Annotated in this window: 26 protein-coding genes; 7 read left to right on the top strand and 19 right to left on the bottom strand. The window is 74.1% G+C overall.

Annotation, left to right across the window (positions count from 1 at the left end; all coding sequences use genetic code 11):
• Positions 1-711: 711 nt before the first annotated feature.
• Genes O4J56_RS25285 through O4J56_RS25265 form a run of 5 tightly spaced genes read right to left on the bottom strand, consistent with a single transcriptional unit; the run spans position 712 to position 5,900 of the window.
• Positions 712-1,797 carry a mandelate racemase/muconate lactonizing enzyme family protein gene (locus O4J56_RS25285; RefSeq protein ID WP_270689204.1) on the bottom strand — a complete coding sequence of 362 codons (1,086 nt, stop codon included), beginning with the start codon at positions 1,795-1,797 and terminating at the stop codon, positions 712-714.
• A 5-nt stretch (positions 1,798-1,802) separates the two neighbouring features.
• Positions 1,803-2,708 carry a 5-dehydro-4-deoxyglucarate dehydratase gene (locus tag O4J56_RS25280; RefSeq protein ID WP_270689202.1) on the bottom strand — a complete coding sequence of 302 codons (906 nt, stop codon included), beginning with the start codon at positions 2,706-2,708 and terminating at the stop codon, positions 1,803-1,805.
• A gap of 35 nt (positions 2,709-2,743) precedes the next feature.
• Positions 2,744-3,571 (bottom strand): sugar phosphate isomerase/epimerase family protein, encoded by an 828-nt coding sequence (locus O4J56_RS25275; RefSeq protein ID WP_270689201.1) that lies wholly within the window; start codon positions 3,569-3,571, stop codon positions 2,744-2,746.
• Positions 3,568-4,749 (bottom strand): dihydrodipicolinate synthase family protein, encoded by a 1,182-nt coding sequence (locus O4J56_RS25270; protein ID WP_270689200.1) that lies wholly within the window; start codon positions 4,747-4,749, stop codon positions 3,568-3,570. The genes O4J56_RS25275 and O4J56_RS25270 overlap by 4 nt, the downstream gene beginning before the upstream one ends.
• On the bottom strand, positions 4,746-5,900 hold the full coding sequence (locus O4J56_RS25265; protein WP_270689199.1) for a Gfo/Idh/MocA family protein: 1,155 nt from the start codon (positions 5,898-5,900) through the stop codon (positions 4,746-4,748). The genes O4J56_RS25270 and O4J56_RS25265 overlap by 4 nt, the downstream gene beginning before the upstream one ends.
• Positions 5,901-6,398: 498 nt before the next feature.
• Here O4J56_RS25265 and O4J56_RS25260 point away from each other — a divergent pair, with 498 nt between their 5' ends.
• Positions 6,399-6,776: a peptidase inhibitor family I36 protein gene (locus O4J56_RS25260; RefSeq protein ID WP_270689198.1), complete on the top strand. Its 378-nt coding sequence runs from the start codon at positions 6,399-6,401 to the stop codon at positions 6,774-6,776.
• Positions 6,777-6,836: 60 nt separating this feature from the next.
• Here O4J56_RS25260 and rpsR read toward each other — a convergent pair whose 3' ends face one another.
• On the bottom strand, positions 6,837-7,085 hold the full coding sequence (rpsR, locus tag O4J56_RS25255; protein ID WP_270689197.1) for a 30S ribosomal protein S18: 249 nt from the start codon (positions 7,083-7,085) through the stop codon (positions 6,837-6,839).
• Positions 7,086-7,122: 37 nt separating this feature from the next.
• Complete coding sequence (locus O4J56_RS25250) at positions 7,123-8,310, bottom strand: CobW family GTP-binding protein (RefSeq protein WP_270689196.1); 1,188 nt, start codon at positions 8,308-8,310, stop codon at positions 7,123-7,125.
• Between the two features lie 359 nt (positions 8,311-8,669).
• Between O4J56_RS25250 and O4J56_RS25245 the strand changes: the two genes are divergently transcribed.
• A complete protein-coding gene (locus O4J56_RS25245) occupies positions 8,670-9,320 on the top strand; it encodes a hypothetical protein (RefSeq protein WP_270689195.1) in 651 nt (216 codons plus the stop codon).
• Here the strand turns inward: O4J56_RS25245 and O4J56_RS25240 are convergent, their stop codons facing one another.
• From O4J56_RS25240 to O4J56_RS25210, 7 genes are all read right to left on the bottom strand, one after another.
• Entirely contained in the window at positions 9,321-9,683 is a 363-nt protein-coding gene (locus O4J56_RS25240; RefSeq protein ID WP_270689194.1) for a VOC family protein, read from the bottom strand.
• Positions 9,684-9,790: 107 nt separating this feature from the next.
• The gene (gene kdpC, locus O4J56_RS25235) at positions 9,791-10,366 is read right to left on the bottom strand and encodes a K(+)-transporting ATPase subunit C (protein ID WP_270689193.1); all 576 of its coding nucleotides are present in this window, start codon (positions 10,364-10,366) and stop codon (positions 9,791-9,793) included.
• A 1-nt stretch (position 10,367) separates the two neighbouring features.
• Complete coding sequence (kdpB, locus tag O4J56_RS25230; RefSeq protein ID WP_270689206.1) at positions 10,368-12,377, bottom strand: potassium-transporting ATPase subunit KdpB; 2,010 nt, start codon at positions 12,375-12,377, stop codon at positions 10,368-10,370.
• Between the two features lie 115 nt (positions 12,378-12,492).
• Positions 12,493-14,205, bottom strand: coding sequence for a potassium-transporting ATPase subunit KdpA (kdpA, locus tag O4J56_RS25225; RefSeq protein WP_270689192.1), 1,713 nt, complete (start codon positions 14,203-14,205; stop codon positions 12,493-12,495).
• A complete protein-coding gene (gene kdpF / locus O4J56_RS25220; protein ID WP_270689191.1) occupies positions 14,205-14,294 on the bottom strand; it encodes a K(+)-transporting ATPase subunit F in 90 nt (29 codons plus the stop codon). Before kdpF ends, kdpA begins: the two co-directional genes overlap by 1 nt.
• Positions 14,291-14,476, bottom strand: a complete 186-nt coding sequence (locus O4J56_RS25215; RefSeq protein WP_270689190.1) for a hypothetical protein — start codon at positions 14,474-14,476, stop codon at positions 14,291-14,293. Before O4J56_RS25215 ends, kdpF begins: the two co-directional genes overlap by 4 nt.
• 820 nt (positions 14,477-15,296) lie before the next feature.
• The gene (locus O4J56_RS25210; protein WP_270689188.1) at positions 15,297-16,760 is read right to left on the bottom strand and encodes an MFS transporter; all 1,464 of its coding nucleotides are present in this window, start codon (positions 16,758-16,760) and stop codon (positions 15,297-15,299) included.
• 190 nt (positions 16,761-16,950) lie between these two features.
• Here O4J56_RS25210 and O4J56_RS25205 point away from each other — a divergent pair, with 190 nt between their 5' ends.
• Together O4J56_RS25205 and O4J56_RS25200 are read left to right on the top strand one after the other, a co-directional pair.
• Complete coding sequence (locus O4J56_RS25205; protein WP_270689187.1) at positions 16,951-17,589, top strand: TetR/AcrR family transcriptional regulator; 639 nt, start codon at positions 16,951-16,953, stop codon at positions 17,587-17,589.
• 433 nt (positions 17,590-18,022) lie between these two features.
• Positions 18,023-18,613, top strand: a complete 591-nt coding sequence (locus O4J56_RS25200) for a snapalysin family zinc-dependent metalloprotease (RefSeq protein WP_270689186.1) — start codon at positions 18,023-18,025, stop codon at positions 18,611-18,613.
• 84 nt (positions 18,614-18,697) lie between these two features.
• On the opposite strand, the gene O4J56_RS25195 is transcribed toward O4J56_RS25200, so the two are convergent.
• Positions 18,698-19,354 (bottom strand): HNH endonuclease family protein, encoded by a 657-nt coding sequence (locus O4J56_RS25195; protein ID WP_270689185.1) that lies wholly within the window; start codon positions 19,352-19,354, stop codon positions 18,698-18,700.
• Positions 19,355-19,598: 244 nt separating this feature from the next.
• Between O4J56_RS25195 and O4J56_RS25190 the strand changes: the two genes are divergently transcribed.
• Entirely contained in the window at positions 19,599-20,156 is a 558-nt protein-coding gene (locus tag O4J56_RS25190; protein ID WP_270689184.1) for a hypothetical protein, read from the top strand.
• A 395-nt stretch (positions 20,157-20,551) separates the two neighbouring features.
• Here the strand turns inward: O4J56_RS25190 and O4J56_RS25185 are convergent, their stop codons facing one another.
• Both O4J56_RS25185 and O4J56_RS25180 read right to left on the bottom strand, forming a co-directional pair.
• Positions 20,552-20,974 (bottom strand): MerR family transcriptional regulator, encoded by a 423-nt coding sequence (locus O4J56_RS25185; RefSeq protein ID WP_270689183.1) that lies wholly within the window; start codon positions 20,972-20,974, stop codon positions 20,552-20,554.
• A 136-nt stretch (positions 20,975-21,110) separates the two neighbouring features.
• Positions 21,111-21,596 carry a DUF6194 family protein gene (locus O4J56_RS25180; protein WP_270689205.1) on the bottom strand — a complete coding sequence of 162 codons (486 nt, stop codon included), beginning with the start codon at positions 21,594-21,596 and terminating at the stop codon, positions 21,111-21,113.
• 47 nt (positions 21,597-21,643) lie between these two features.
• Here O4J56_RS25180 and O4J56_RS25175 point away from each other — a divergent pair, with 47 nt between their 5' ends.
• The gene (locus O4J56_RS25175; RefSeq protein ID WP_270689182.1) at positions 21,644-22,402 is read left to right on the top strand and encodes a MerR family transcriptional regulator; all 759 of its coding nucleotides are present in this window, start codon (positions 21,644-21,646) and stop codon (positions 22,400-22,402) included.
• 31 nt (positions 22,403-22,433) lie between these two features.
• On the opposite strand, the gene O4J56_RS25170 is transcribed toward O4J56_RS25175, so the two are convergent.
• Both O4J56_RS25170 and O4J56_RS25165 read right to left on the bottom strand, forming a co-directional pair.
• A complete protein-coding gene (locus O4J56_RS25170) occupies positions 22,434-23,174 on the bottom strand; it encodes a CPBP family intramembrane glutamic endopeptidase (RefSeq protein WP_270689181.1) in 741 nt (246 codons plus the stop codon).
• A gap of 736 nt (positions 23,175-23,910) precedes the next feature.
• Positions 23,911-24,282: a hypothetical protein gene (locus tag O4J56_RS25165; RefSeq protein WP_270689180.1), complete on the bottom strand. Its 372-nt coding sequence runs from the start codon at positions 24,280-24,282 to the stop codon at positions 23,911-23,913.
• A gap of 141 nt (positions 24,283-24,423) precedes the next feature.
• Between O4J56_RS25165 and O4J56_RS25160 the strand changes: the two genes are divergently transcribed.
• Complete coding sequence (locus tag O4J56_RS25160) at positions 24,424-25,818, top strand: AMP-binding protein (RefSeq protein WP_270689178.1); 1,395 nt, start codon at positions 24,424-24,426, stop codon at positions 25,816-25,818.
• Positions 25,819-26,548: the final 730 nt, after the last annotated feature.

Here is a 26,548-nt window from a genome sequence, read left to right as displayed (position 1 = left end):
GACAAGAGTGCTGTCATTCCGGCGGTTTTGACAGCACCTTTGTCGAGATCATCGCCGGGCTGGGGCGCACCGGGGGTGCGGCCGCCACGAACGCGCTCAGCCACGCGCCCGCCCGGTCGCGCCGCCTACCCGGACCGCGAGGGGCCCACCGGACGGCAGGTGGGGCCGGGGAACCGCCCGGCTGTCGCCGTCGCCGCCATCCACGGTGACCACGCACACGCCAGACGGCCGATAGCGCTGCGGTACGGGCCGCCCGCCTTCGTCGTCGCTGCCCTCCACGCCGCGCCCCGGTGGCCCGCCGCCCGGCTGGGGTCCGTGAGTGGGGCACCGGCTGGGCCGTCCCCGTCCAGACCGAGAGCAGCCCGCCGCCCGGCAGTCAGGGCCGGGGAACCGCCCGGCCCTGGCCGTCGCCGCCCTACCACGGCGACCACGCACACGCGCCGCGCCCGACAACGCTGCCGCACGGGCCGCCGACCTCTCCTCGTCGCCGCCCTCCACGCCGCACTCCGGCGGCCTTCCGCCCGGCCGGGGCCCTGAAGCGGAGTACCTGCTCGGCCGCCCGCCCACCCCCGGGCCGCGAGCGACCGGACGGACGGCAAGCAGGATCGGGGAACCGCCCCGCTCCCTCCATCGCCTCCGAAATCTCCTCCGACAGCGCCTCCGACATCGCCTCCGACCGCCACCGCCCTGCCCCCCCATGGACCGGATGCCCTACCCCTCCGGCAGCGGGGGCAGGTCCTTTCGGAACTCCAGGCCGTGGCCCGGCCCCGTGTCCGCGGTGGCCGCGCCCGCGCTCACCCTCACCCCGCTCGGGCGCTCCAGCGCCCCCAGGTCCTCCAGCCACGCCCGGTCGATGTCCTCGACCATCGCCACCCGCGGCACGCACAGGGCCAGCTGCGTCGACAGCTCCGGCAGCAGGTGCGGCGCCACCGGCACCGACGCCTCGGCCGCCGCACCGGCGATCCGCAGGAACGGGGTGATCCCCCCGACCCGCACCGCGTTGGGCTGGGCCACGTCGCACACCCCGGCCTCCAGCGCCGCGGCGAACGCCCGCTCGGTGCGCAGGTTCTCCCCCATCGCGAACGGCAGCGCGGTCCGGGCCCGCAGGCGGGCGTGCGCCCGCAGGTCCTCCGCGGGCAGCGGCTCCTCGACGAACGCCGGGGAGAAGCGCTCCAGCTCCCCCAGCGCCCGCACCGCCGACGGCAGGTCCCAGCGCTGGTTCGCGTCGACCATCAGGACCGCCTCCGGGCCCACCTCCTCCCGCACCGCCGCCACCCGGTCGGCGTCGCGCGCGGGGTCGGCCGAGCCCACCTTCACCTTGAAGGCCCGGTGCCCGGCCGCCTTCCACCCGCGCACCTGGTCGAGCAGCTCGTCCTTCGGGTAGTCCAGGTTCACCCCGCTGGCGTAGGCGGGAACCGCGTCCCGGCGCCGCCCGAGCAGCTCGACCAGCGGCAGTCCGACGGCCTTCGCGCGCAGGTCCCACAGGGCGATATCGACGGCCGCCAGCGCCATCGCGCTCACCCCGCCCGACCCCGCATCGGCGAGCCGGGCGCGCAGCGCGTCCCAGCACACGCCGGGGTCGGGGGCCCACCCGACCAGCGCGGGCGCGCAGTCGTCGCGCACCAGCGCCAGCACCGCCCCGGCCCCCGCGCCCGGGGTCCAGGCGAAGCCGGTCCCGGTGTGCCCGGTGTCGGCCGCCACCTCCACCACGACCAGGTCGTTCTTGTCCACGCCCCCGTCCCAGGACCGGTGCAGGGGCAACCGGTGGGCGCGAACCGCCGCGGACTCGATCCGCACCGTGCTCACTCCCCCTCGACCGCGCGCAGGCCCGCGTCGATGATCTCGGCGAGCACCGCCTCCTCCTCACGGGTCAGGTCGGTCAGCGGCGGGCGCACCGCACCGGCCCTGCCGCCGCGCAGCCGCACCCCCGCCTTGACCATGGCGACCGCGTACCCGGGCGCGCGGTCGCGCAGCGCCACCAGCGGCTCGTAGAAGCGGGTGAGCAGCCGGTCGGCCAGCGGCTCCCCGGCGTGCGCCGCCCGGTAGAACGCGGTGGCGACCTCCGGCGCGAAGGCGAAGGCCGCCGAGGAGTAGAGCGGGACCCCCACCGCCCGGTACGGGGCGAAGGTGAGCTCGGCGGTGGGCAGCCCGTTGAAGAACGCGAAGTCCTCCCCGCGCACGGCCCGCACCGCCTGGACGATACGGCGCATCGCGCCCAGGTCGCCCACCCCGTCCTTGATGCCCTCCACACCGGGGATCTGCGCCACCTCGGCCGCCGTCTCCGGGGTGAGCACCATGTTCGCCCTCTGGTAGGCGATGACGGGCACGGCCGCTGCCTCGGCGACCGCGCGCACGTACTCCACCAGGCCGCGCTGGGACGCGCCCACCAGGTAGGGCGGCAGCAGCAGGACCGCGTCGGCGCCCAGGTCGGCGGCGGCCGCGGCCTGCTCGGCGGCCGTGCGCACGCTCCCGCCCGCACCGGCCACGACGGGGACCCGGCCGCCGACCGCCTCGACCGCGCGGGCGGTGACGCGGGCGTGCTCCTCGGCGCCCAGTGCGTGGAACTCCCCGGTTCCGCAGGCCGCGAACACGCCGCCGGGCCCGTGCACCATGCCGTCGCGGATGTGCCGGTCGAGCGCCTCCTCGTCCAGGGCGCCCTTGTCGTCGAAGGGGGTGATGGGGAAGAACAGGATGCCGTCGAACTGCATTGCGGATGCCTCCCGTAGGCGTGGGGGGTGGGGGGTCAGACCACGTGCGCCAGGTGGCGGCGGACCACTTCGGCGACGACCTCGTCCCCGTCGGCCTGCCACACGCGCTCGTTGAAGATCTCCACTTCGATGTCGCCGTCATAGCCCGCGCGGTCCACGGCGAGGCGCAGCCCGCGCACGTCGGCGTGGCCGTCGCCGACCATGCCGCGCCCCAGCAGGGCGTCGGCGGGCAGCGGCAGCACCCAGTCGCAGGCCTGGTAGGAGGCGATGCGCGCCCCGGCGCGCGCGATCTGCCCGTACACCTCGGGGTCCCACCACACGTGGTAGGCGTCCACCACCACGCCGGCGGCGGCCTCGGGCAGGGCCTCGGCCATGTCGAGCGCCTGGCCGAGGGTGGACAGCACCGACCGGTCGGCGCAGAACATCGGGTGGAGGGGCTCCAGCGCCAGGCGCACCCCGCGCTCCAGGGCGTAGGGCGCCAGCTCGGCGAGGGCGTCGGTGACGCGCGCCCGCGCTCCCACCAGGTCGCGGTCGCCCTCGGGGAGCCCGCCCACGACCATGACCAGGCAGGGGGACCCGACCTCGGCCGCCTCGTCCAGGGCCCGCCTGTTGTCGTCGAGGGCGGCCGTCCGGTCGGGGCCGGTGAGGAAGCCGCCGCGGCAGTAGGACGAGACGCGCAGCCCGGCGTCGCGCACGGCCTTGGCGGCCGCGGCCGTGCCGGCGTCGGCGACGGGCTCGCGCCACAGGCCGATGGCGGGCACCCCGGCGCGGGCGCAGGCGTCGGCCGCCTGCGCGACGCTGAGCCGCTTGACCGTGGCCTGGTTGATGGACAGCCGCGCCAGGCGCGGGTCGGCGGCGCTCATCGCTCCACCCCCGCGACGTCGAGCAGGCTGCGCAGCCGCGCCGCGGCCAGCTCCGGGTCGGTGAGGACCCCGGCCCGGTCGGCCAGGCGGAACGCGGTGCACAGGTGCGGGATGTCCCGTGCGCTCTGCGCCCCGCCCACCATCGTGAACCCCGGCTGGTGGCCGTTGAGCCAGGCCAGGAAGGCGATGCCGGTCTTGTAGTTGTAGGTGGGCGCGGAGAACAGGTGCCGCGCGAGCGGGACGGTGGGCTCCAGCAGCGACCGGTACCGGCCGGTGTCGCCGGTGTCGAGCGCCCGGACCGCCTCGGCCGCGGCCGGGGCGATCGCGGCGAACACCCCGAGCAGCGCGTGGGAGTGGCCCTCGTCGTCGCCCAGGATCAGCTCGGGGTAGTTGAAGTCGTCCCCGGTGTAGAGCAGCACGCCCTCGGGGAGCATCCGCCGCAGCCGGACCTCCAGGCCCGCGTCGAGCAGCGACACCTTGATGCCGTCGATGCGGTCGGCGTGCTCTGCGATCAGCGCCGCGACGTGGTCCATGGCCTCGGCCGGGTCGTCGGCGCCCCAGTACCCGGCCAGCGCCGGGTCGAAGGCCGTCCCCAGCCAGTGCAGCACGACCGGCTGCGAGGCCTGGGCGAGCACGCGCCGGTACACCTCCGCGTAGTCCCGCGGCCCGCGGGCGCGCGCGGCCAGGGCGCGGCTGGCCATGACCACGGGCTGGGCCCCGGCCTCCTGCACCGTCTCCAGCTGCTCGGTGTAGGCCCGCACCACCGGGTCCAGGCCGTCCCCCTCGGCGGGGTCGAGCTGGTCGGTCCCGGCGCCGCAGACCAGGTCGGCCCCGCGGATGCGGGCCTCGGCGCCGGTGCGGCGGATCAGCTCGGCGGTGGCGGCCCAGTCCAGGCCCATTCCGCGCTGGGCGGTGTCCATCGCGTCGGCCACGCCCAGGCCGGTGTCCCACAGGTGGTGGCGGAAGGCGAGGGTGGCCTCCCAGTCGGGGCGGGCCGGGGCGCCCGGGGCGTTCCCGGCCAGGGGGTCGGCGACGACGTGCGCGGCGGCGATGCAGCGCCGCGACCGCGGCGGCCGCCCGGAGGAGGGGACCGCCGGGGCGGCGGCGGGCCGGTACTCGGCCAGGCCGCCCCTGCCGTCCGGAAGTCGTATGGAAAGGCTTTCCGAGGTGCCCGTCATGCCTCGTCCTCCCAGTCCAGCTCGACGCGGGTGCCGGTGGCGGCGGAGTGCAGTCCGGCCTCGGCGAAGCGCAGGCCGCGCGCACCGGAGGCGAAGTCGTAGCCGAAGGGCTCGCCGGTGGCCAGGTGGCGCAGGAACAGCTCCCACTGGGCGCGGAACCCGTTGGGGAACTCCTGGTTGTCGGGGACGCGCTGCCACTGCGAGCGGTAGTCGGCCAGGTCGGGGGCATCCGGGTCCCACACCGCCTTGGGGGTGGCCGTGCGGTGCTGCACGCGGCACTCGCGCAGCCCCGCCACCGCGCTGCCGTGGGTCCCGTCGACCTGGAACTCCACCAGCTCGTCGCGGTCGACCCGCACCGCCCAGGAGGAGTTGAACTGGGCGACGGCGCCGCCGTCGAGCTCGAAGATCCCGTAGGCGGCGTCGTCGGCGGTGGCCCGGTAGGGCTCGCCGTCCTCGTCGCGCCGCTCGGGGATGTGCGTGGCCGTGCGCACGGTGACCGCCCGCACCCGGCCGAACAGGTTCTCCAGGATGTAGTGCCAGTGCGGGAACATGTCGAGCACGATGCCGCCGCCGTCCTCGGCGCGGTAGTTCCAGCTCGGGCGCTGGCCGGGCTGCCAGTCGCCCTCGAAGACCCAGTAGCCGAACTCGCCGCGCACCGACAGGATGCGCCCGAAGAAGCCGGAGTCGACCAGGCGCCGCAGTTTGAGCAGCCCGGGCAGGAACAGCTTGTCCTGCACCACCCCGTTGGAGGCGCCGGAGGCCTGGGCGAGCTTGGCCAGGTCGCGGGCGGCGGCGTGGGTGGAGGCCACCGGCTTCTCGGCGTAGACGTGCTTGCCGGCGGCCAGGGCCGAGCGCACCGCCGCCTCGCGGGCGCTGGTGATCTGGGCGTCGAAGTAGACCTCCACCCCGGGGTCGCCCAGAACCGCGTCCAGGTCGGTGGACCAGCGCTCGACGCCGTGCCGCCGGGCGAGCTCGCCGACCCGCTGCTCCGAGCGCCCGACCAGGTAGGGCTCGGGCAGGATGCGGCCGCCGTCGGGCAGGCGCACCCCTCCGGCCTCGCGGATCGCCAGCACCGAGCGGAGCAGGTGCTGGCGGTAGCCCATGCGGCCGGTGACGCCGTTCATCGCCACACCGACAACGCGATCAGTCATGTGTTCTCCCGCCATACGTGTCCTCCCGCGCGCCGGGCGCCGGGGCTCGGTCCCCGGCACCACGCGAGAAAGCGCTTTCCAAACTACGCCACGGGGCCGCCCCGGCGCCAGTGCCAGGGCACGCGAACCGCCGCGGGCGCCTCCGCGCGGCGGACCCGGCGCCCCGGGCCTGGAAAGCGCTCACCACCCCAGGTCGCGCGGCAGCCCCCCGCCGAATACCCATATTCCGCTCATCGAAAATATAATGCGAGATCCGATGGTATTTATTGATAAAGGGTTCCCGCGATCAGCGGTAGCACCGCGGAGACCCCCAGGCGGACCATTCTCGGAATTGTCCGCATGCGGCAACGGCATGGCCGGGGCGGAAAAGCGGTCGTAGGCTGATGCGGACATCGGCCCACCGGCCGATCCCTCTTTCACCTGCAGCGACACAGAAACGACACAGAAACCGCTTCCAGAACCCCGCTCACAGCGAATCGAAGGGAACGTGCCACCGTGTTGAGCAGGAAATCCATCGCCCTGGGCGCCGCAGGCCTCGTCCTCGCCTCCGGAACGGCCGCGGCGGCCGGCGCCCCCGCCTCCGCCGAGGCGCAGGCCGCCCCGGGAGAGGTGCGCATGTGGGAGGACCCGGACTACACGGGTTCGCTCTACGTCCAGACCCGCCCCTCGCAGTGCCCGGCCGAGGGGTGCGACATCGACGGCTGGGACGGCGACAACGAGATCTCGTCCGTGATCAACGAGACCGGGTGCACCGTCCGCCTGTGGGACCTGGACGGCTTCGGCGGCGGGTACGTGGACCTCCGCCCCGGCCGCTACGGCAACCTCGAACTCCAGGGCTTCGACAACAAGGCCGAGAGCTACACGTTCTACTGCTGAGGACGGCCGTGCGGGAGGGCGGGGCCGACGGGTGCGTGCCGTGCCGCCGGCCCCGCCCGGTCAGCGGCGCCCGGGGCGGGCGCGGTCCTGGTCGGGGTAGGGCAGCAGGGCCATCTCCCGGGCGTTCTTGATCGCGGCGGCGAGCAGGCGCTGCTGCCGGGCGGTCACCCCGGTGACCCTGCGGCTGCGGATCTTGCCCCGGTCGGAGATGAACTTCCGCAGCAGGTCGGTGTTCTTGTAGTCGATGTAGTCCACGTCCGCCAGCGGGTTCGGCTTGCGGCGCGTGCGCACGTCTCGGCGCGGCTTCACGGGCGCTCCTCGGTCTCGGGTGTGGGTCGCCGCCGCCTCAGAGGGCGGCCGCGATGATCTCGTCGAAGGGGTCGTCGCCGACCTCGTCCCGGCTGTAGCCCCGGGCCAGCTCCTCGTCGGTGAGCAGGCAGGAGTCGAGCACCTCGGTGAGGCGGCGGGCGTCCAGGCCCACGCCGGTGAAGGTCAGGCACTGGCAGCGGTCGCCGTGCTCGGCGCACCAGTCCAGGGCGGCCGCCGCCCGGCGGCGCTCGGAGACCAGGTCCCAGGCCGCGTCGGGCAGGGCGGCCAGCCACGGGCCGCACGGCTCCACCGACAGCGACGCCCCGGCGGCGTCCCAGGCGAGCATGGTGTCGGGGTGGCTGGCCAGCCAGAACCGCCCCCGGCTGCGCAGCGACGCGGCGACGACGTCGTCCAGCGCCCGGTGCAGCCGGTCCGGGTGCAGCGGGCGCGAGCGGCGCCAGGTGACCGTGCGCACCTCCCCCGCCTCGCAGGAGTCCGGCGGCTGGGCGGTGGCCGGGTCCATCCGGGCCGCGGCGGCCTCGGCGTCGAAGCCGCCCTCGGCCATGGCGGCCAGCGCCTCCCGCTCCGGCGGCACCACCAGGGCGGCCGGGTTGAGCTGGAGGAGGACCGCGGTGCAGCGCTCGCCCCCGGCCGCCTCGCCTGCCCCCTCGCCGACGTCGAGCACGAGGCAGGTGGGGTACTCGACCTGCTGGGCGAGCACCTCGGCGACGGTGCGGTCGTCCTCCTCGGCCACGGACAGCCCGCGGTCGTCGACGTCGTCGGTGGAGGCGAGGTCGGCGACGAGCCGGTCGGCGGCCACGGCGGTGGCGACCCCGGCCAGGCGCACCCACGCGGTGACGGGCCGGTCGTCGACGACGGTGGCGGTCAGGGCCTCGGCCACCGAGCGCGGAGCGACCGTGTCCCAGGACTCGACCACGTACAGGCTGTGCTCGCCGCGCTCGGCGAGCCCGCACAGCAGCGGCACGAGGTCCTCGCGCAGGGTGCACGAGACGCAGGAGTGGACCAGGTCGACCCGGGTGCGCTCGACGGTGCCCCAGCGGTCGCGGAGCACCCGGTACACCTCGCCGTCGCCGATGCGGTCCAGGTCGTGGTGGATCGCGAGAGCACCGGGCTCGGCCTCCAGCAGCCGGTCGACCGCCCGCCTCCGGGCGTCGGCGTGGAGCCCGGCGACCAGGGCGACTCGCGCGGGCAGGGCCTGCTTCATCTGGGGGACCTCGCCTTCCTCCGTTTGAAAACGATAATCGTTATCGTACATCGGCCGGCCACCCCCGCGACCACGGGGGACGGCTCTGTGCCGCACGACACACCGCCGCCCGGCGAAGGCCCGGCGATCACCCGGCCACCGCACGGCCACGTCCGGCCAAGGCGGGGACACGCAGAGTGGCCGCCACCCGCCCCCACGCATTCGCGACCTGGAATTCCCGCCTTCCCGAGGGGGCGCCATTCACGGAACGCATTCAAGGGCGGGGTGTCGCGAAATTCACACCGATATTCCGGTTTCCGGCGTTTCTAGAGATTCCTGTACGGTCGTCGTCGCTGCAGAGGAATCGAAGAATGAGGAACATGACCACCGAACCGGCATCCCCCGTCCGTTTCACCGCATTCACGTCCGCGGCCGCCGCTGCCCTCCTGGCCCTGTCGGCCTGCGGGGGCGGCGCCGATTCCGAAGGAGGCGCCGGTGCGGACGGCGCGGAGGAGGGCCGGGAGCAGGCCGCGGCCGAGCCCTCCCCCGAGCCGAGCCCGACCGAAGCCGGCCCCGACCTGCTGGAGATGCCCGAGGACTGCGAGGAGATCGGCTTCGCCGACGCGGTCACCGCGCGCGCGGACTGGGCGACCGGCCGGGAGAGCGGCGGGGTGCTCGACGGCCACCTGAGCTGCCAGATCTTCGGCGAGGGCAGGGACGACCTGGAGATCCCCCTGCCGCGCGTGGCCTCCCTGAAGGTGGGCGAGGAGCCCAGCGCCGTGGACGAGGAGGGCGGCGACCCCTCCGGCGAGGCGCAGGGCGACGGCTTCTACGACACGGAGGTCACCGAGCGCTTCGGCGGCGTCGCCGACCACACCGATTCCGAGCTCCAGGAGAAGCTGGAGTACCACCTGCCCGGTGTCCGCTTCAGCCTGAGCATTCTGGGCGACACGATCGGCCGGGAGGAGGCCGAGGCCGTCCTGGACGAGATCGTGGAGAACGCGGCCGAGGCGCAGGGCCTGGAGGGCTGATCAGTACCCGTCGGGCACCGGCCCCGCCAGCACGAAGGCGTTGCCGTCGGGGTCGGTGAAGCCCGCCTGGCGCCCCCACGGGTGGTCCTCCGGCTCCTCGACGTGCACCCCCGCCGCCGCCAGGCGCGCGCAGTCGCCGTCGACGTCGTCGCTCTCCAGGACGATGCCGTGCCCGCACCCCTGCTCGGCGACCGACAGCGCGAACCCGGTGCGCGCCCCGGGCGGGGCGACCTCCAGGTGGCGCACCGGCCCCACGGTCCGGTCCGCGACAACGGCGAACCCCAGGACCTCGGTGTAGAACTCGCCGGCCCGGTCGAGGTCGGCGACCGGCAGGGTCACGGTCCTCGCGTGTGTGATTCCCATACCGGAATGGTCGGGACGGACGGGGCCGAACGCCAGTGGGACACACCGGCGGCCGCCCGGCGGAGGGTGTACCGGGCGGCCGCATCAGGGAGGATGGTCCCTCGGCGTCAGGACGCGGGCGCCTCCTCGTCCAGCGCCAGGTTCAGCTCCAGGACGTTCACGCCCTTCTCCCCCAGGACGCCCAGGGTGCGCCCGGTGGTGTTGTCGTCGACGAGCCGGGCCACCTCGCCGGTGTCCATCCCCCGCGCCTCGGCCACGCGGGAGGTCTGCAGGCGGGCGTTGGCGACCGTGATGTGCGGGTCGAGCCCGGAGGCCGACGCGGTGACCGCGTCCACCGGCACCTCGGCGTCGTCGGCCAGGCCGTTCTCGGCCCGATACTCCTCCGTGCGCGCCTCGATGCCCTCCAGCAGGCCCTCGTCGGAGGGGCCGAGGTTGTCGCCGCCGCTGGCGGCCCCGTCGTAGCCGACCGCCGAGGGGCGCGGGTGGAAGTACCCCTCGCCCTCGAAGGGCTGGCCGATCAGCTCCGAGCCGACCGCCTCGCCGTCGCGCTCGATGAGCGACCCGTCGGCCCGGTGCCCGAAGGCGGCCTGGGCGGCGCCGGTGACCACCAGCGGGTAGACGAGCCCGGTGAGGGCGGTGAAGACCAGCAGCATTCCCGCCGCCGCGGTGAGTTGGCGCAGCATGTCAGGACACCCCCAGGGCGGTGAGGACGAGGTCGATGGCCTTGATGCCGATGAACGGGGCGATGAGCCCGCCCAGGCCGTAGACGAGCAGGTTGCGGCGGAGCGTGGCCGCGGCGGTCCCGGCGCGCATGCGCACCCCCCGCAGGCTGAGCGGGATGAGCGCGACGATGATCAGCGCGTTGAACACCACCGCCGACAGGATCGCCGAGTTCGCCGAGGACAGCCCCATGATGTTGAGGGCGTCCAGGGCGGGCAGCACCCCGGAGAACATCGCCGGGATGATCGCGAAGTACTTGGCGACGTCGTTGGCGATGGAGAAGGTGGTCAGCGCGCCGCGGGTGATCAGCAGCTGCTTGCCGACCCCGACGATCTCGATGAGCTTGGTCGGGTCGGAGTCGAGGTCGACCATGTTGCCGGCCTCTTTGGCGGCCTGCGTGCCGGTGTTCATGGCCACGCCCACGTCGGCCTGGGCCAGCGCCGGTGCGTCGTTGGTGCCGTCGCCGGTCATGGCGACCATGGCGCCGCGCGCCTGCTCCTCGCGGATGAGGGCGAGCTTGTCCTCGGGCCGGGCCTCGGCCAGGACGTCGTCCACCCCGGCCTCGTCGGCGATCGCGCGCGCGGTGCGCGGGTTGTCGCCGGTGATCATGACGGTGCGGATGCCCATGGCGCGCATGTGCGCGAACCGCTCGCGCATGCCGGGCTTGACGACGTCCTTGAGGTGGACGACGCCGAGCACCCGCGCCCCGTCCCCGTCCGCGCTCGCCACCGCCAGCGGGGTGCCGCCGGTGGCGGAGATCCGGCCGACCGCGGCGTCCAGGGCGTCGGGCACCCGCCCGCCCCGCCCCTCGACCCAGGTGCGGACCGCGTCGGCGGCGCCCTTGCGGATGCTCACCCGCTCGCCGTCCATCCCGCTCATCCGCGTCTCGGCGGTGAAGGGCACCGGCTCGCCGGCGGCGGTCCCGGCGTCGGCGCCGGCCCCGTGGCGCTCGGAGGCGTACCGCACGATGGAGCGGCCCTCGGGGGTGGTGTCGGCGCGGGAGGCGGCCAGCGCCGCCGCGGCCAGCTCGGCATCGGTGACGCCGGGCATGGGCACCAGGTCCCCGGCCTGCCGGTCGCCGAGGGTGACGGTGCCGGTCTTGTCCAGCAGCAGGGTGTCGACGTCGCCGGAGGCCTCCACCGCCCGGCCCGACATCGCCAGCACGTTGCGCTGCACCATGCGGTCCATGCCCGCGATGCCGATGGCCGACAGCAGCGCGCCGATGGTGGTGGGGATGAGGCAGACGAGCAGCGCCACCAGCACCACCACGCTCTGCTCGGCGCCGGAGTAGGCGGCGAAGGGCTGCAGGGTGGCCACGGCCAGCAGGAAGATGGCGGTCATCCCGGCGAGCAGGATGTTGAGCGCGACCTCGTTGGGGGTCTTCTTGCGCTCGGCGCCCTCGACCATGGCGATCATGCGGTCCAGGAAGGTCCGCCCGGGCGGGGCGGTGATGCGCACCGCGATCTCGTCGGAGAGCACCCGGGTGCCGCCGGTGACCGCGGAGCGGTCGCCGCCGGACTCGCGGATCACCGGCGCGGACTCGCCGGTGATGGCCGACTCGTCGACGCTGGCCACGCCCTCCACGACGTCGCCGTCGCCGGGCACGGTCTGCCCCGCGGCCACCAGGCACACGTCGCCCACGGCCAGTTCGGTGGCGGGCACCTCCTCGGTGCCGCCGGGTGTGCGGCGGCGCGCGGTGGTCGCCGCCCGGCCGCCGCGCAGCGCCGCGGCCTGGGCCTTGCCCCTCCCCTCGGCCATGGCCTCGGCGAAGTTGGCGAAGAGCACGGTGAACCAGAGGAAGGCGGTCACCAGGCCGTTGAAGACGCTCTGGGCGGCGGTCGCCGACGGCAGGTCGCGCACGAACAGCACGGTGGTCAGCACGCTGCCCACCAGCACCACGAACACGACGGGGTTGCGGGCCTGCACCCGGGGGTGCAGCTTGCGGAAGGAGTCGGCCACGGCGCGGCGCACCATGGCGCCGTCCACGGCCGTGCGGCGCCCCGCGGGGCGGGTGCCGGGCCCGTCGGGCCCGGCGGGAGGGGCGGCCGCGGGGGCCGCCTGCTGTGTTTCGGGCACTTCGGTCGTTCTCCTACAGAGACAACTGCTCGACGATGGGCCCAAGCGCCAGGGCGGGCAGGAAGGTCAGTCCGGCCACGATGACCATCACCCCGACGACCATTCCGGCGAAGAGCGGGGTGTGGGTGGGCAGCGTGCCCGCGGTGGCGGGGGCGGGGCGCTTGGCGGCCATGGATCCGGCGATCGCCAGCACCGGGATGATCAGGAAGAACCGGCCGACCAGCATGGCCAGGCCCATCGTGGTGGTGTACCAGGTGGTGGAGGAGTCCAGTCCGGCGAACGCCGAGCCGTTGTTGTTGGCGGTGGAGGCGTAGCCGTAGAGGATCTCCGAGAGGCCGTGCGGGCCGGTGTTGTTCAGCGAGGCCAGGGCGGTGGGAAGCAGCACCGAGGCGGCGGCGAAGCCCAGCAGCACGGTGGGCATGGCCAGCACGTACAGCACGACCAGCTTCATCTCCGCGGCCCGGATCTTCTTGCCCAGGTACTCGGGGGTGCGCCCGACCATGAGCCCGGCGATGAACACCGCCAGCACCGCCATCACCAGCAGCCCGTTCAGGCCGACGCCGACGCCGCCGGGGCTGACCTCGCCGAACATCATGTGGACCATGGCCAGCCCGCCGCCGGCGGGGGTGAAGCTGTCGTGCATGGCGTTGACCGACCCGTTGGAGGTGCCGGTGGTCGAGGCGGCCCACAGGCCCGAGGCGGCGGGGCCGAACCGGACCTCCTTGCCCTCCAGGTAGCCGCCGGACTGGTCGGCGGCGGCGCTCTGGTCCACGCCCAGGGCCTCCAGCCGGGGGCTGCCCCCGGCCTCCAGCGCCATGGTGCCGATGGACATCACGGCCCACACGGCGAGCATGATGCCGAACACGGCCCGGCCCTGCCGCCGGTCGCGCACCATCGCCCCGAAGGTGAAGGCCAGCGCCAGCGGGATCACCAGGATCGCCCAGTTCTCCACGAAGTTGGACAGGGCGGTGGCGTTCTCGAAGGGGTGGGCCGAGTTCATGTCGAAGAACCCGCCGCCGTTGGTGCCGAGCTGCTTGATCGCCACCTGGGAGGCGGCAGGGCCGCCGGGGATGGTCTGGGCGGCGCCCTCCAGCGTGGTGACGACGGTGTGGCCGTTGAGGTTCTGGATCACCCCGCACCCCGCGAGCACCAGCGCCACCAGGGTGGACAGCGGCAGCAGGATGCGCAGCGTCCCGCGGGTCAGGTCGACCCAGAAGTTGCCCAGGGTGGCGGCTCGGCGCCGGGCCAGGCCGCGGAGGAAGGCGGCCATCACGGCCATGCCCGCCGCGGCCGAGACGAAGTTCTGCACGGTGAGCCCCAGCATCTGGGTGAGGTGGCTCATCGTGCTCTCGCCGCCGTAGGCCTGCCAGTTGGTGTTGGTGGCGAAGCTGACCGCGACGTTGAACGCGACGCGGGGCTCGACCGCCGGCAGGTCGACGGGGTTGAGCGGCAGGAACGGCTGGAGCCGCTGCAGCCCGTAGACGGCGAGGAAGGAGACGGCGCTGAACGCCAGCAGCGACAGGGCGTAGGACGTCCAGCGCTGCTCGCTGTCCGGGTCGACCCGGCACAGCCGGTACACCGCCCGTTCGACCGGCAGGAAGAACCGGTCGCCGGGCGCCTTCTCCCCGTCGCCGTAGACCTTGGCCATGTAGCGGCCGAGGAAGGGGGCGGTGGCGAGGAGGGCCGCGATCAGCGCGGCGAATTGGAACCAGGCGGCGCCTGACATCAGAACCTTTCCGGGAAAAGAAGCGCGGCCACCAGGTATCCGGCCAGGGGCAGCGCGAGGACCAGCGCGATGACGTTGTCCGGGCTCACTCGGGGCTCACCTCTGCGGCGGCCGCCGCGGCGGTCCGATCGTGCGCGGGCCGGTGGTCGGCCTCCTCGGCGGAGGCGTCCGCGTCCCTGCCTGCCGCGATGATGCGGTCGCAGCCGCGGACGTAGGCGACGCACAGCGCGAAGAACGCCGCCGCCACGCCCACGAACACGAAGTCGGCCATCGGAGCCGTCTCCTTTCATGGGGATCTCCGGGGAGATCCGTGGGGAATTGCGAGCGGGGGGTAGGGCGCGTTCGCCCCGAAGGGAGATTCAACGCCCTGGACATCACCGGACAAGACGGACTTACGGGTTCTTGACGTCGCCTGCCGACGGAATTGTCGGACCTTTAACGCGCCCCTCGGGGACGTGCGCATCCGCGGTGCACGCACGACGCCCGCACAATGCGCGCAGGCGCGCGACCGGCGCTCATGCCCGCGCCGGGGGCGGCGGCCGTAAAGCACCGGGCCGTTGACAAGGCGGCGCGGACCGCTGATGCTCCCAAGAAGAGGGAGGTGACGCATTCATGGGTGGATGCTCGTGCGGTCACGGCTCTTCGTGCTCTTGCGCGCCGGGCTGCTCCTGCGGCTGCAACGGATGAACGACGGCCCCTGACCCTGTGAACATCTGGGCCCCGACCCAGGCCCCCTACCGAACCGGGCTCCCCCGGTTCCGCCGGTAGTCATGACGCGCCTCCCCGCCCGGCACCGCGCCGCCCGGCCGACGGTCCCCTTCCGCAGCCGGACCGGCCGGACGCCCCCGGCAGGGAGGCGCCGGTGTCCCCTCATCCGGGCGCCGTGCCACCGCCGCCCGCCCTTCCGGCCGCGACCGCTCTCCCCCGCGCACCGGCCCCCCTGCGGGCGCTTCTCCGCCCCGCTGCGCATCCGCTCTCCCGCCCGTCGCCCACAGTGCTCTGAGCCCCCTGGGGGTGCCCCCCCCCGGACAAACGAGCGGGCCCGCGCCACCGCCGGCGGCGCGGGCCCGTCCCCGCGGGGCAGGGCGGGGTCAGCCGCCTCCGCCGACGGCGGCGGCCTTGGTCTTGGCCGCGTCGATGCCGATCAGGGTGGCCACCAGGGCGACGAAGGTGAAGACGCTGCCGACCATGAACGCGCCCGAGATCCCCTCGGTCATCACGGCCGCCGCCCCCTCTCCGGCCGCCTCGGCGCCGCGGCTCGCCGCGCCGAACACGGCCACCAGCACCGCCAGGCCCAGGGCGCCGCCGATCTGCTGGAGCGCCTGGAGCAGCCCCGAGGCCGCCCCCGAGTCCTCGGCGGGCACACCGGAGACGATGATCATGTTGAGCGGGACCACGCTGAATCCGACGCCGATGCCGAACATCACCATCGGCCCCAGGACCCCGGTCAGGTAGCCGCCGTCGGGGCTGAGCACGGTCAGCCACAAGGCCGCGGCGCTGATCAGCGCCACGCCGGTGGCCGCGATCGGCTTCGGGCCCGTCTTGGGCACCAGCTTGAGCACGATCTGGGCGCCGCCGAAGACCGCGACGGCCATGGGCAGGAACGACAGCCCGGCGATGATCGGCGACTGCTCCAGGACCTCCTGCAGGTACTGGACCAGGAAGAAGAACATCGCGAACAGGGTGGCCGGCACCAGCAGCATGTTCAGCAGGCCCGCGGCGCGGCTGCGCTCGGCGAACAGGCGCAGCGGCATGATCGGCTGGGAGGCACGGCCCTCGTTGAGGACGAACAGCCCCAGCAGGACCACGCCCCCGGCGAAGCAGGCCAGGGTGACCGGGTCGCCCCAGGCGCCCTCGGCCGCCCGCAGGAACCCGTAGACCAGTGCGGTGAGGCCAGCGGTGGAGGCCAGGGCGCCCGCGATGTCGAAGCGCCCCTCGTTGCGCTCGGCCTCCCGCAGCGCCAGCGGCACCAGCGCCACCACGGCGATGCCGATGGGCACGTTGACCAGCAGCACCCAGCGCCAGGAGGCCAGGAAGGTGATCACGCCCCCGGCCAGCAGGCCCAGGGCCATGGCCGACCCGGTGACGGTGGAGTAGACCGCCAGCGCCCGGTTGCGCGGCGGCCCCTCTTCGAAGTGGGTCATGAGCAGGGCCAGGGTGCTGGGTCCGGCCAGCGCGGCGCCGACGCCCTGCAGGGCGCGGGCGGCGACGAGCATCTCGGCGGAGACGGCCAGGCCGCCGATGAGCGAGGCGGCGGTGAAGATCAGCACGCCGACGGTGAAGACCTTGCGGCGCCCGAGGATGTCCCCGGCGCGGCCGCCCAGGAGCAGCAGTCCGCCGAAGGCCAGGGCGAAGGCGTTGACGACCCAGGCGAGCCCGGTCGGGGTGAAGCCCAGGCCCTCGCGGATGTCGGGCAGGGCGATGTTCATGATCGTCATGTCGAGCATCAGCATCAGCTCGACTCCCACGATCACCACCAGCGCCAGGCCGGGCCACCGAGGCGCGGCGGGCGCCGGCGCGCCCTCCAGGGCGGAGGGCGAGGATGCTGTGGACACGGTTCTTCCTCCGGGGGGTGGGGAGGGCGCCGACGAGGCACCATTAGTGGACGTCCGCGTCCACTATATAGTGAACGTAGACGTCCACTACAAGTGCGGGGGCACGCGAACAGGGCACGGCGGGCCGGGGCCCTGCGGCCCGCCCTAGGATGGTGACCGCGCTCGGCTCGGGAAGAGAGGTGGTCCACCGATGCGGCCCAGCGCTGCCGATCCGGCCGCGGAGGCCCCTGCCCGGACCCGGCGCCGGGGCGAGGAGCTCAAGCGGGCGATATTCGCCGCCGTCCTGGAGGAGCTGCGCTCCACCGGCTACGCGAACCTGACCATGGAGAGCGTCGCCGCCGCCGCGGGGACCGGCAAGTCCGCCCTGTACCGCAGGTGGCCGGACAAGGAGGCCATGGTCCGCGACGCCCTGCGCGACACCCTGCCCGACCCCGATGAGGTCCCGCGCACCGGCGACACCCGCACCGACCTCGTCGCCCTCCTGCGCTTCCTGCAGGCGGTGTTCAACCGCACGAGCGGAACGCTCTTCCAGGCGGTCGCCTCGGAGGTGGGATCCGAGACCGGCTTCATGCGCGCGCTGGTCAACGACCACGTGGTCGCCCCCTGCAAAGTGCGCATCCGGGAGGTGCTGCGCACCGCCCTGGCCGAGGGCGGCGACCCGGCCGACGACCTGGACCTGCTGGCCGAGGTCGGCCCGGCGATGCTCACCCACCGCTGCCTGACCGGTGAGTCGACCATCTCCGACAGGTACGTGGAGGACGTGGTCGACGTCGTCCTGGCACGGTTGACCGGCCACGCCCGCCCCGAGAGGCCGGAAGCACAGCGGTGACGCCCCTCAGAGCGGGGACTGCGACCTGCGGTGTCACGGAGGGGCGGTCGACCCCGGCATGCAGAGAGGTCACGCATTCGCGCTTAGAAGGCGCGCGGATAGGCGGGTGCGCTCGGCGTTGATCTCGGGAGAAACGACGCTACCGGGCCGCTTTCAGGGGCGCATTCCCCGAGATCAACGGCGTAGGAGCGGCACGCGGACCTCGGGGGCGCCCACCTCGGATACGCGGACCTGCAGGGCGCTGATCTGACCGGGACGAAGGGCCTCGACGAAAGCGGAGGTCAAGCGGTCGGGCGCGGAGACGGGGGCGGAGCACCCCCTTCCGTGACGCGCGGAATCCAGGTGAACACCCCTTGTAGTAGGACATGGGCGGACTTAGACTCACGCGAGCCCCAAAAGGGCCGACGCTCCCCCACCCGCAAGGAGTCCGCACATGACGCGACGGGTATCCCCGCTCACCCTCGTCATCGCCACCGTCGCCGCGCTGATCGGCGGCGGCGCGGTCGCCGCCCCGGCGGCCGCCTCCCCCGCACCCGCACCCGGCGGCGACGCCGCCGTCCAGCAGACCGTCCTGTACTACGACGCCAGCGGTGCCGCAGAGTTCCAGGACGCGGTGGCGGCCGGTGCCGCCGAATGGAACGCGGCCGTGGACAACGTCGAACTGGTGCCCGCCGAGCCCGGCCGGCGCGCCGAGATCACCATCGTGGCCACCGACGGCTGGCCGATGGCGACGCTGGGCCCGGTGCGGCCCGGCGGGTCGGCCACCGTGTGGTTCGGCCGCCAGGCCGTGCAGGAGGGCTACGACACGGTGCGCATCGCCTCCCACGAGCTCGGGCACAACCTCGGCCTGCCGGACGTCAAGCCCGGGCCCTGCTCGTCCCTGATGTCCGGTTCGACGGGCGGGGTGGGCTGCACCAACGCCACCCCGAACGACCAGGAGCGCTCGCGGGTCGAGCAGCTGTACGGCGGCGGGGCCGCCGCGCAGACCCCGGCCGCGGGCACCGTCCTCGTCGACCGACCCTAGGCCGTTCAGCCGGGGGCGCCGCCCGCCGAGTGGCGGGCGGCGCCCCTTTCGTGTGCGCCGTCGTGCGCGCCTCGAACGCGCCGGTCAGCAGGAGCGGTCGAGCATGCCCGTCAGGGCGGCCTTCTCGTCGCTGTCCACGGCCAGGCCGTAGCGGTGCTTGGCGTTGATCCAGGACTTGGCGTAGTCGCAGTGGACGGCCGATCGGGAGGGCTGCCAGTCGGAGGGGTCCTGGTCGCTCTTCTCCCGGTTGCTGGAGGCGGTGACCGCCCACAGCAGGGGGCCCTCCACGTTGTTGGCGAAGGACCAGCGCTTGGAGGAGGACCAGGTGTCGGCGCCCGAGCGCCAGGCCTCGGCCAGCGGGACCAGGTGGTCGATGTCGAAGGTGGAGGGGTCGGTGGTGGTCTCGCCGTCGAAGGCGCTGAACCAGGTGCCCGAGACCGCGCGGCAGGCGTCGTCGGTCTCCACGTTCTCGCCGTCGCGGCGCAGGACGTATTCGCGGGCGTTGCAGTTGCCGTCGACGGCCCCCCAGTGCGGGAAGAGGGAGCGGTCGTAGGGCTCGGAGGCGCCTTCGGGGCGGACCTGCAGTCCGTCGAGCTGGCTGCGGGCCTCGGAGGCGGAGGGGATGCCGGGCGGAAGCGACGCGGCGGCGGCCGGTGCGGCGGGGAGCAGGGCGGCAGCGGCCGCAGCGGCGACGGCTGCGGCGGACAGGCCGAGAACACGCCGGGGGGTTCGGTGCGTCATGGGGCTCCGTTTCCTCGGTGAGCGGGGTAGGTCTTCGGCGCCTTGCGGCGCTTCGAGCGTCCCCTGTCGAGGCGAGCCGCGCAATGACCCTTGGTTAACGAGCGGTGACGCGTGTCGGACCCGGACGGTGCGGGGCCGTCGTCCACAGGCGCGGAACCCGGCCCCCGCGCCGCCTTCCGGGGCGGCACGCTGGTGCCGCCGGACCGGAGAGGGCCTTCGGACCGGGAAGGGAGGTGCGAGGCGCATGCGATACGTGAGAGGTACGGTGCGCGCGTGGGCGGCGGTGCTCGCCGCCGTGCTCGCGGCCGTGGCCGTGGCCGCCGCAGCGGCGCCGGGGCCGGAGCCGGGGCCGGGGCCGGGGCCGGAAGGGGGAACGGTGGACGGATTCGCGATCGGGCACGTGCCGGCGGCGCTGGCCGAGGGCGCCGAGGTGGAGGCCTCGGAGTACTCCTACACCTGGGGCGGTGTGGACTTCACCGCCCGCACGTGGGAGAGGGCGCTGGCCGACGGGGGCTTCCGGGTGGAGCTCCAGGTGCTGGTGATGCGCGCCGCGTCGCTGACCGGGCCGGAGGAACTGCGGGAGTTCCTGGCCGAATACCACGAACGCGATGCGCGGGAGTGGGAGCTGGAGGAGTTCGACCACCTGGGGTCGCCCGGGTTCATGGGAGCCGCGGAGGCGTTCTGGCTGGAGGACGAGGGCGTGGCCGTGGAGGTCCGGGACAGCGCGGAACTGCTGGGCCGGGATGAGGTCAGAAGAACCGCCCTGGGGATCACCCGGGAGGAGGTGACCGGATCGCGGTGAGCGGATCGCCGTGATTGTCCGGCGTCCGGCGCCGCCCCGTTCCCGGGTCGCCGCGCTCAAACGAGTCCGCGCTTCTCCCGTTCGGCTTCGATCAGCTCGTCCATGAGGGCCTCCGGGGCCACGGTGTAACCGGTGTCGTCGAGGGCGTCGAAGTCCTGGGTGCCCAGGGGCAGGCCCAGCTCGGCGAGTTCGGCGGCCAGCTGCGCAAAGGCGATCCGCTCGTCGGGCTCCGCCTGGTGGCCCGCCCGGTCTGCGGCCGCCGCCTCGGCCAGGCTGAGGCCGGACGTTCCGCGTCAACAAAGCAGCGGTCTCCGACAGGGGTCGGGCACGACGGCGCCGGGGCGGTGGGCCCCACCGCGGGGAACGGTCCCCGCGGGCGGGAGCCCGGTCAGGGGTCAGGGGCGTGCGCGGTCGCCCGGTTCATCGGGTGGCGGTGCGCAGGATTTCAGGACGCCGTCGTAGACGTCGATCTTCGTCTGCACGAAGCGGCGCGCCCTGGCGACGTTCTCCTCCTGCGCGCGCAGGCGCTCGAGGTGCTCGGCCATGATGCGGCGGCGCTCGTCCGCCGTGGCGTCCCCCTGGCGGGCGAGCCGCGTGTAGCGGACCATGTCGCGCACCGGCATGCCGGTGTCGCGCAGGACGAGCACGGTCTCCAGCCAGTGGAGTGTGTCCCGGTCATAGCGCCGCCTGCCGTCGCCGTCCCGGGGGACGGGGCCGACCAGCCCGATCCGTTCGTAGTAGCGCAGTGTGTCCGCCGTCAGGCCGGTGTAGACGGCGGCTTCGGCGATGGACAGTCCGTCGGTCTCGACAACAGCCATGGCCGTCAATGTACGCCTCTTCCGGCACGGAGAGGAGGGCGGTTCCCGGCCCGACCCGGCCCGAAGGCACAGAGCGCCTGCCGAGCCGGGCCCAAGGAGGTCCAAGGAGGTCGTTCCACTCCGAAGGGGTGGGCGCTCAGCCCTCGGCGCCCCCGCCGCTCCCACCGACCGCGGAACGGCGCTCGGCCCGTTTCCGGGCCTGTTCGTGGGCATCGCGGAGAAGCTCTACGGCCCGGTCGAACGTCCGCTCCCCCGGCACGACGACGGCGATCCACCCCAGGGACCCATACACCGGGTGCGGCAGGAACACGTCGGCGGCGGCGAAGTCGGGCGGCCCCACCGCCCCTTCCGGCCCCTCCCCCGCGACCTCGGCGGCGACGGCCTTGCCCACGTGGATGTTCAGCCGCCACCTCCCCTCCGGGTCGAGGTCGGACGCGGTGTCGTCCGGGTAGTCCTTCGTCACGATCGTGGCGTAGGGCTGCTCCCGCTCGGGCACCTTCCCGTCGGGCGCGTAGTAGAAGAAGTGGTCGCCCCAGGCGAGCTCGGGGAACCCGCTGCCCTCCGTGGGCGCGAGCTCCAGCACGCCGTCCAGGGCGCGCACGGCATCGAGGATCCGCTGCATACTCATGGTTGAAGTGTGGGGTTGAAGTGCTTATGGAGGGTTGACCGATGGCCAGCGGGGCGGGAGCGCACGGCGGGACGGCGGCCGGACCGCTCCGTACCAGGGAGGTCTCCGCCGCGACCGGCTACTCCGTCCAGCAGATCCGCGACCTCGAGGCCCAGGGCGTCATCCCTCCGGCGCCCCGGGCCGCCAACGGGTACCGCGGCTTCTCTCCGGAGCACGTGCGCGACCTGTGCGCCTACCGCGATCTGGCGGCGGCCGTTGGGCCCGTCACCGCCCGGCGCACGATGCGGGGCATCCGCGCGTCGGCGTACGACGATGCGGCGGCAGCCGTCGCCGCCCTGCACACCGCTCTCGGCAGGGAGCGGGAGGAGGCGCTCGCCGCGCGGCACGCGTTGCTGGCGATCAGCGCCGAGGCGGCGTCGGACGCCGAGCCCTCCGCAGGAGACGTGATGACGATCGGCGAACTCGCCGGGGCCCTGGGGGTGCGCGCGTCGACCTTGCGGTTCTGGGAGAAGTGCGGGCTCGTCGCACCGGAACGGGTCGCCACGCGGGCGGGCGCGGCACGCCGGTACCCGCTCGCGGCGGTCCGCGAGGCCCGCATCACCGCCGCCCTGCGCGCCGCCGGGTACCGCGTCCCGGACGTGCGCAGGACCATCGAGGCCGTGCGCGGCCTCGAAGGGCTGGACGAGCCGCTCGCGGTGCTGGAGAGCAGGATCGGCGCGATCGCCGACCGGATGGTCGCCCTGCTCCGCGCCGGGACGGCGCTGGCGGAGGTGATCGCCGCGCGCCCGCCCGGCCGGTGAGCGCACCGCCCCCTCGCCCCTCGTCGCCCCCTCAGGCAGCGGACGTGCCCTGCGTGAAGAGGACGAGGAGTGGCAGGGCGGTGTTGTTGACCGTGTGCACGGCCACCGCGGGCCAGATCGATCCGCTCCGCCGCATCACCTCGGCGGCGATGACGCCCACGATGAAGGCGGAGGGGAGGATGTAGTTGAGGCCGTGGAAGACGGCGAAGACGGCCGAGCTCCCGAGGACGCCCACCAGCGGGCCGTAGCGCAGCAGCGCGTTGGTGACGACACCGCGGAAGAGGAACTCCTCGCCGATGGGCGTGAGGATCGCCAGGAACAGGAAGGTGAGGACCAGGGGCAAGGCGCCGCCGCCGGCCGCGTCGAAGTACATGCCCTGGGGGTTGGTGGCCTCGAAGTCGGTGAAGGAGATGATGGCGGCGTTCACGGCCGTCTTGGCGCCGAGGGCGACCACACCGGCCACGACGCCGACGAGCATCCAGCGCCAGGTCGTGCGGCGCACGCCGAAGGCGGCGAGCGGACGGCGGCGGACGGCGTAGGCCGCACCGAAGCCGACGAGGCCCGCGATTCCCGACCAGGCGGCGACGACCAGGCCGAAGGCGACGGGGTCGAGGCTGACGGGGCCGTGCTCGCCGAAGAGGAAGAGCCCCGACGTGGCGACCACGAGCCCGAGAAGCCCGACGGCGATCTCGGGCCAGCCGGGTCGAAGGGGCGATGCGGACGCTGCGGAACCGGTCGGCGGGGTCAGGTGGTCGGGCCCGGTGGCGGACATGGCGGAGGCCTCCTCAACGGCGGTGAAGCCGTGGCGGGAACGGACGTCGCCCCCGGCCCACACACCGGTCGACCAGCGAGACCGAGTGCCGGGGACACCATCGATTCCACCGCCGATGGGACCGCCGCGGCAGTGGCGGCACGTCACGTCGTGGGTGTGACGTGGCGTCACCCCTGGGGCTCCCGCACGCCGCCTCGGGTGCCGAATGTAGAGGTCACCCAACCCCGACCCGAGTAGGAAGGCGGTCCCCCGCACGCGCGGGGAGCACCCCTGTCTGCAGGACGCCTTGGCCACCCCGTCGGGTCCATCCCCGCACGAGCGGGGAGCACATCACCACCGACCGCACCGGCCCCACCGTGACCGTGCCCTACGCAGCCCATCCCCGCGGGCGGGGAGCACGCGATCGCGCTCATCAAGGGGTACTGGGACCTGGGGCTATCCCCACGCATGCGGGGAGCACTCACTCTGAAAAGATCTTGGAAGAGCACGTGCAGGACCATCCCCGCGCGTGCGGGGAGCACGTCGGTCGGACCGGTAGCGGGGTGAGTCCGAGGGGACCATCCCCGCGCGTGCGGGGAGCACCGCTACAAGTGGTGGGCCGCCAAGCGGCCCGGGGGACCATCCCCGCGCGTGCGGGGAGCACCCTCCTTCACCTGCGGTGTTGGGCGGCGAACCTCTACTCCCCGACCACTGTGGCACGATCCCGCAGCTCCGGCGCGTGCTTTCCGGAGTCTGCTCACGCCTTCGTCATGAACCCGCCCCGCGCGATGCCGTCGTTCAGCAGGCGCGGCCAGTCAGGCCGCTCCGGCAGCTCGTCCAACGACAGGACCAGCGCCCCGTCCCTCTCCTGGACGGCCGCGCCCCAGGCCGCCACGTCTCTCGCGTCGTCCACGTCGACCGCACCTTGGATCAACAGCCCGTCGTCCCCCGGGCCGTCGACCACCAGCATGGTCACGCCCGCCTCGATCCTCCATCCGTCGCACACCGGCAACGTGCCGTCCCCCGCACCGCGGAGGACCGGAAGCAGCCCGTGTACCGGAGCCCCGCCCATCAGCAGCACCGGAGCGGGCCCGAACGCGAAAGCGACCTGGTCGCGTGGAAGGAACACGGACCCGACCATGCCACACCGCCGCCCGCCCCGCCCCCTGATCCGCCCACCTCCCCCACGCCCCCGCACTCCTGCGTGGCAGTCTTGTCTCCGCGCCGACCTGCGCGGGGCGGTCCCGCGGGCGTGAGGAGGAGGTGCGCGATGCTGCTGGGCAGCGCCGACCAGGGGCGGACCGACGTCCCCGCCGTACGCGTGGGCGGGGAGTCGATCGACCGGCCCTCACTCTGGGAGGCCGCGTCGGCGTTCGCCGCGCGCATCGCGGGCGCGCCCGCCGTCGCCGTGCACGGGGAGGCCTCGCTCTCCACCGTGGTGGCTGTGGTCGGGGGCGTGCTCGCCGGGGTGCCGGTCGTGCCTGTCCCGGCCGACGCGGGAACGGCGGAGCGGCGGCACATCCTCGGCGACTCCAAGGCCGCGCTGTGGGCTGGACCCGCCCTCGACGAGGTCACCGTCCCGAGCGTCCCCTCCGACCCGGCCGACCGCGCCCCCGCCGGGTTCCGCCCCGCAGACCCGGGCCCAGAGGCCACCGCCCTCATCATGTACACCTCCGGCACCACCGGCCCGCCCAAGGGAGTTCTGATCCCGCGCCGCGCCGTGGCCGCCGACCTCGACGGCCTCGCCGACGCCTGGAACTGGACGCGGGACGACGTACTGGTGCACGGCCTTCCGCTGTTCCACGTCCACGGGCTCGTGCTCGGCCTGTTCGGGGCGCTGCGCACGGGCAGCCCGCTGGTGCACACGGTGCGCCCGCGCCCGGAGGCCTATGCCGCTGCGGCGGAGGCCGGGGGCACGCTGTTCTTCGGAGTGCCGACGGTCTGGTCGCGCATCGCCCGCGAGCGCGACGCGGCGAAGGCCCTTGGGTCGGCGCGGCTCCTGGTGTCGGGCAGCGCCGGGCTCCCGGCCGGCGTCGCCCAGGCGATGGAGGCGGCTGCGGGGCTCGCCCCCGTCGAGCGCTATGGGATGACGGAATCGCTCATCACTCTGGCGTCACGGGCGGATGAATCGGCGAGGACCGGGTGGGTCGGCCGTCCGATCAGTGGTGTCCAGGCCCGGCTCCGCGGGGAGGACGGCGGCCCGGTCGCGGCCGACGGGGAGAGCATCGGCGCATTGCAGGTGCGAGGGGCGACGATGTTCGACGGGTACCTGGGGCTGCCCGATGCGACGGCGGAGGCGTGGACGGCCGACGGGTGGTTCTCGACCGGGGACGCGGCCGCAGTGGACGCCGAGGGACGGTTCCGGATCGTGGGGCGCGTGTCGGTGGACCTGATCAAGAGCGGCGGCTACCGCGTCGGCGCCGGCGAGGTGGAGTCCGCCCTGCTGGACCACCCGTCCGTGCGCGAGGCCGCGGTGGTGGGCGTTCCGGATGACGACCTCGGGCAGCGGATCGTGGCGTACCTGGTGGGCGACGGTATCGACGAGAAGGAGGTGATCGGCTACGTGGCCGACCGCCTGTCGGTGCACAAGCGCCCCAGGGAAGTGCGCGTGGTCGAGGCCCTGCCGCGCAACGCGATGGGCAAGGTGCAGAAGTCCCTGCTCTGACCCCCGGTCGGCGAGGGGAGCGAGGAGGCGTCATGGCCGGGTGGTTCCGCAGCCTCGCCTGCCAGGCGGCGGGTCGCTCGCGGTCCGGGGGTGGGCGGCTCGGCAAGTACCCCACTCACGGCCCCGGCCGGGCGGTGGGCCCCGGGGTGCAAGGTCGCAAGGGCAGCGACGAGGAAAGGTCGGCGGCCTTCGCCGTAGCGCTGTCGGGCGTGGCGCGTGTGCGTGGTCGCCGTAAAGGGCGGCGACGGAACGAGCCGGGCGCTTCCCCGGCCCCGCCAGCCGTCCGGCAGGTCACTCGCGGTTCAGGAGGGGCGGCTCGGCAAGTACCCCACTCTCGAGCCCTGGCCGGGCGGCGGGCCCCCGGGGTGCAAGGTCGCAAGGGCAGCGACGAGGAAAGGTCGGCGGCCCTCGCCGTAGCGCTGTCGGGCGTGGCGCGTGTGCGTGGTCGCCGTCTTGGCGGCGACGGCAGAAGCGGGGCGCTTCCCCGGCCCCGCCAGCCGTCCGGCGGGTTCCTCGCGGTCCGGGTGGGGCGGCGCGGGCGGGTGGGGCGGTGGTGGCCCGCGGTCATGGCGGCCGTCGGCCCGGTGCTCCCCTACCCTGCGATGATCTCGACAGAGGTGCTGTCATCCCGGCGATTTTGACAGCACCTCTGTCGAGATCATCGCCAAGGGGGCGGGCGAGGGGGCGGGGGCATCCTGTGTCGTGAAACCGACGCCTGATCAGCCAAAAA

This window comes from Nocardiopsis endophytica (assembly GCF_027706725.1).
In the GTDB taxonomy this organism is placed as follows: Bacteria; Actinomycetota; Actinomycetes; order Streptosporangiales; family Streptosporangiaceae; genus Nocardiopsis_A; species Nocardiopsis_A endophytica.
Note: the sequence above shows the minus strand (reverse complement) of the source record. Positions and strands in the feature narration are given on the sequence as shown.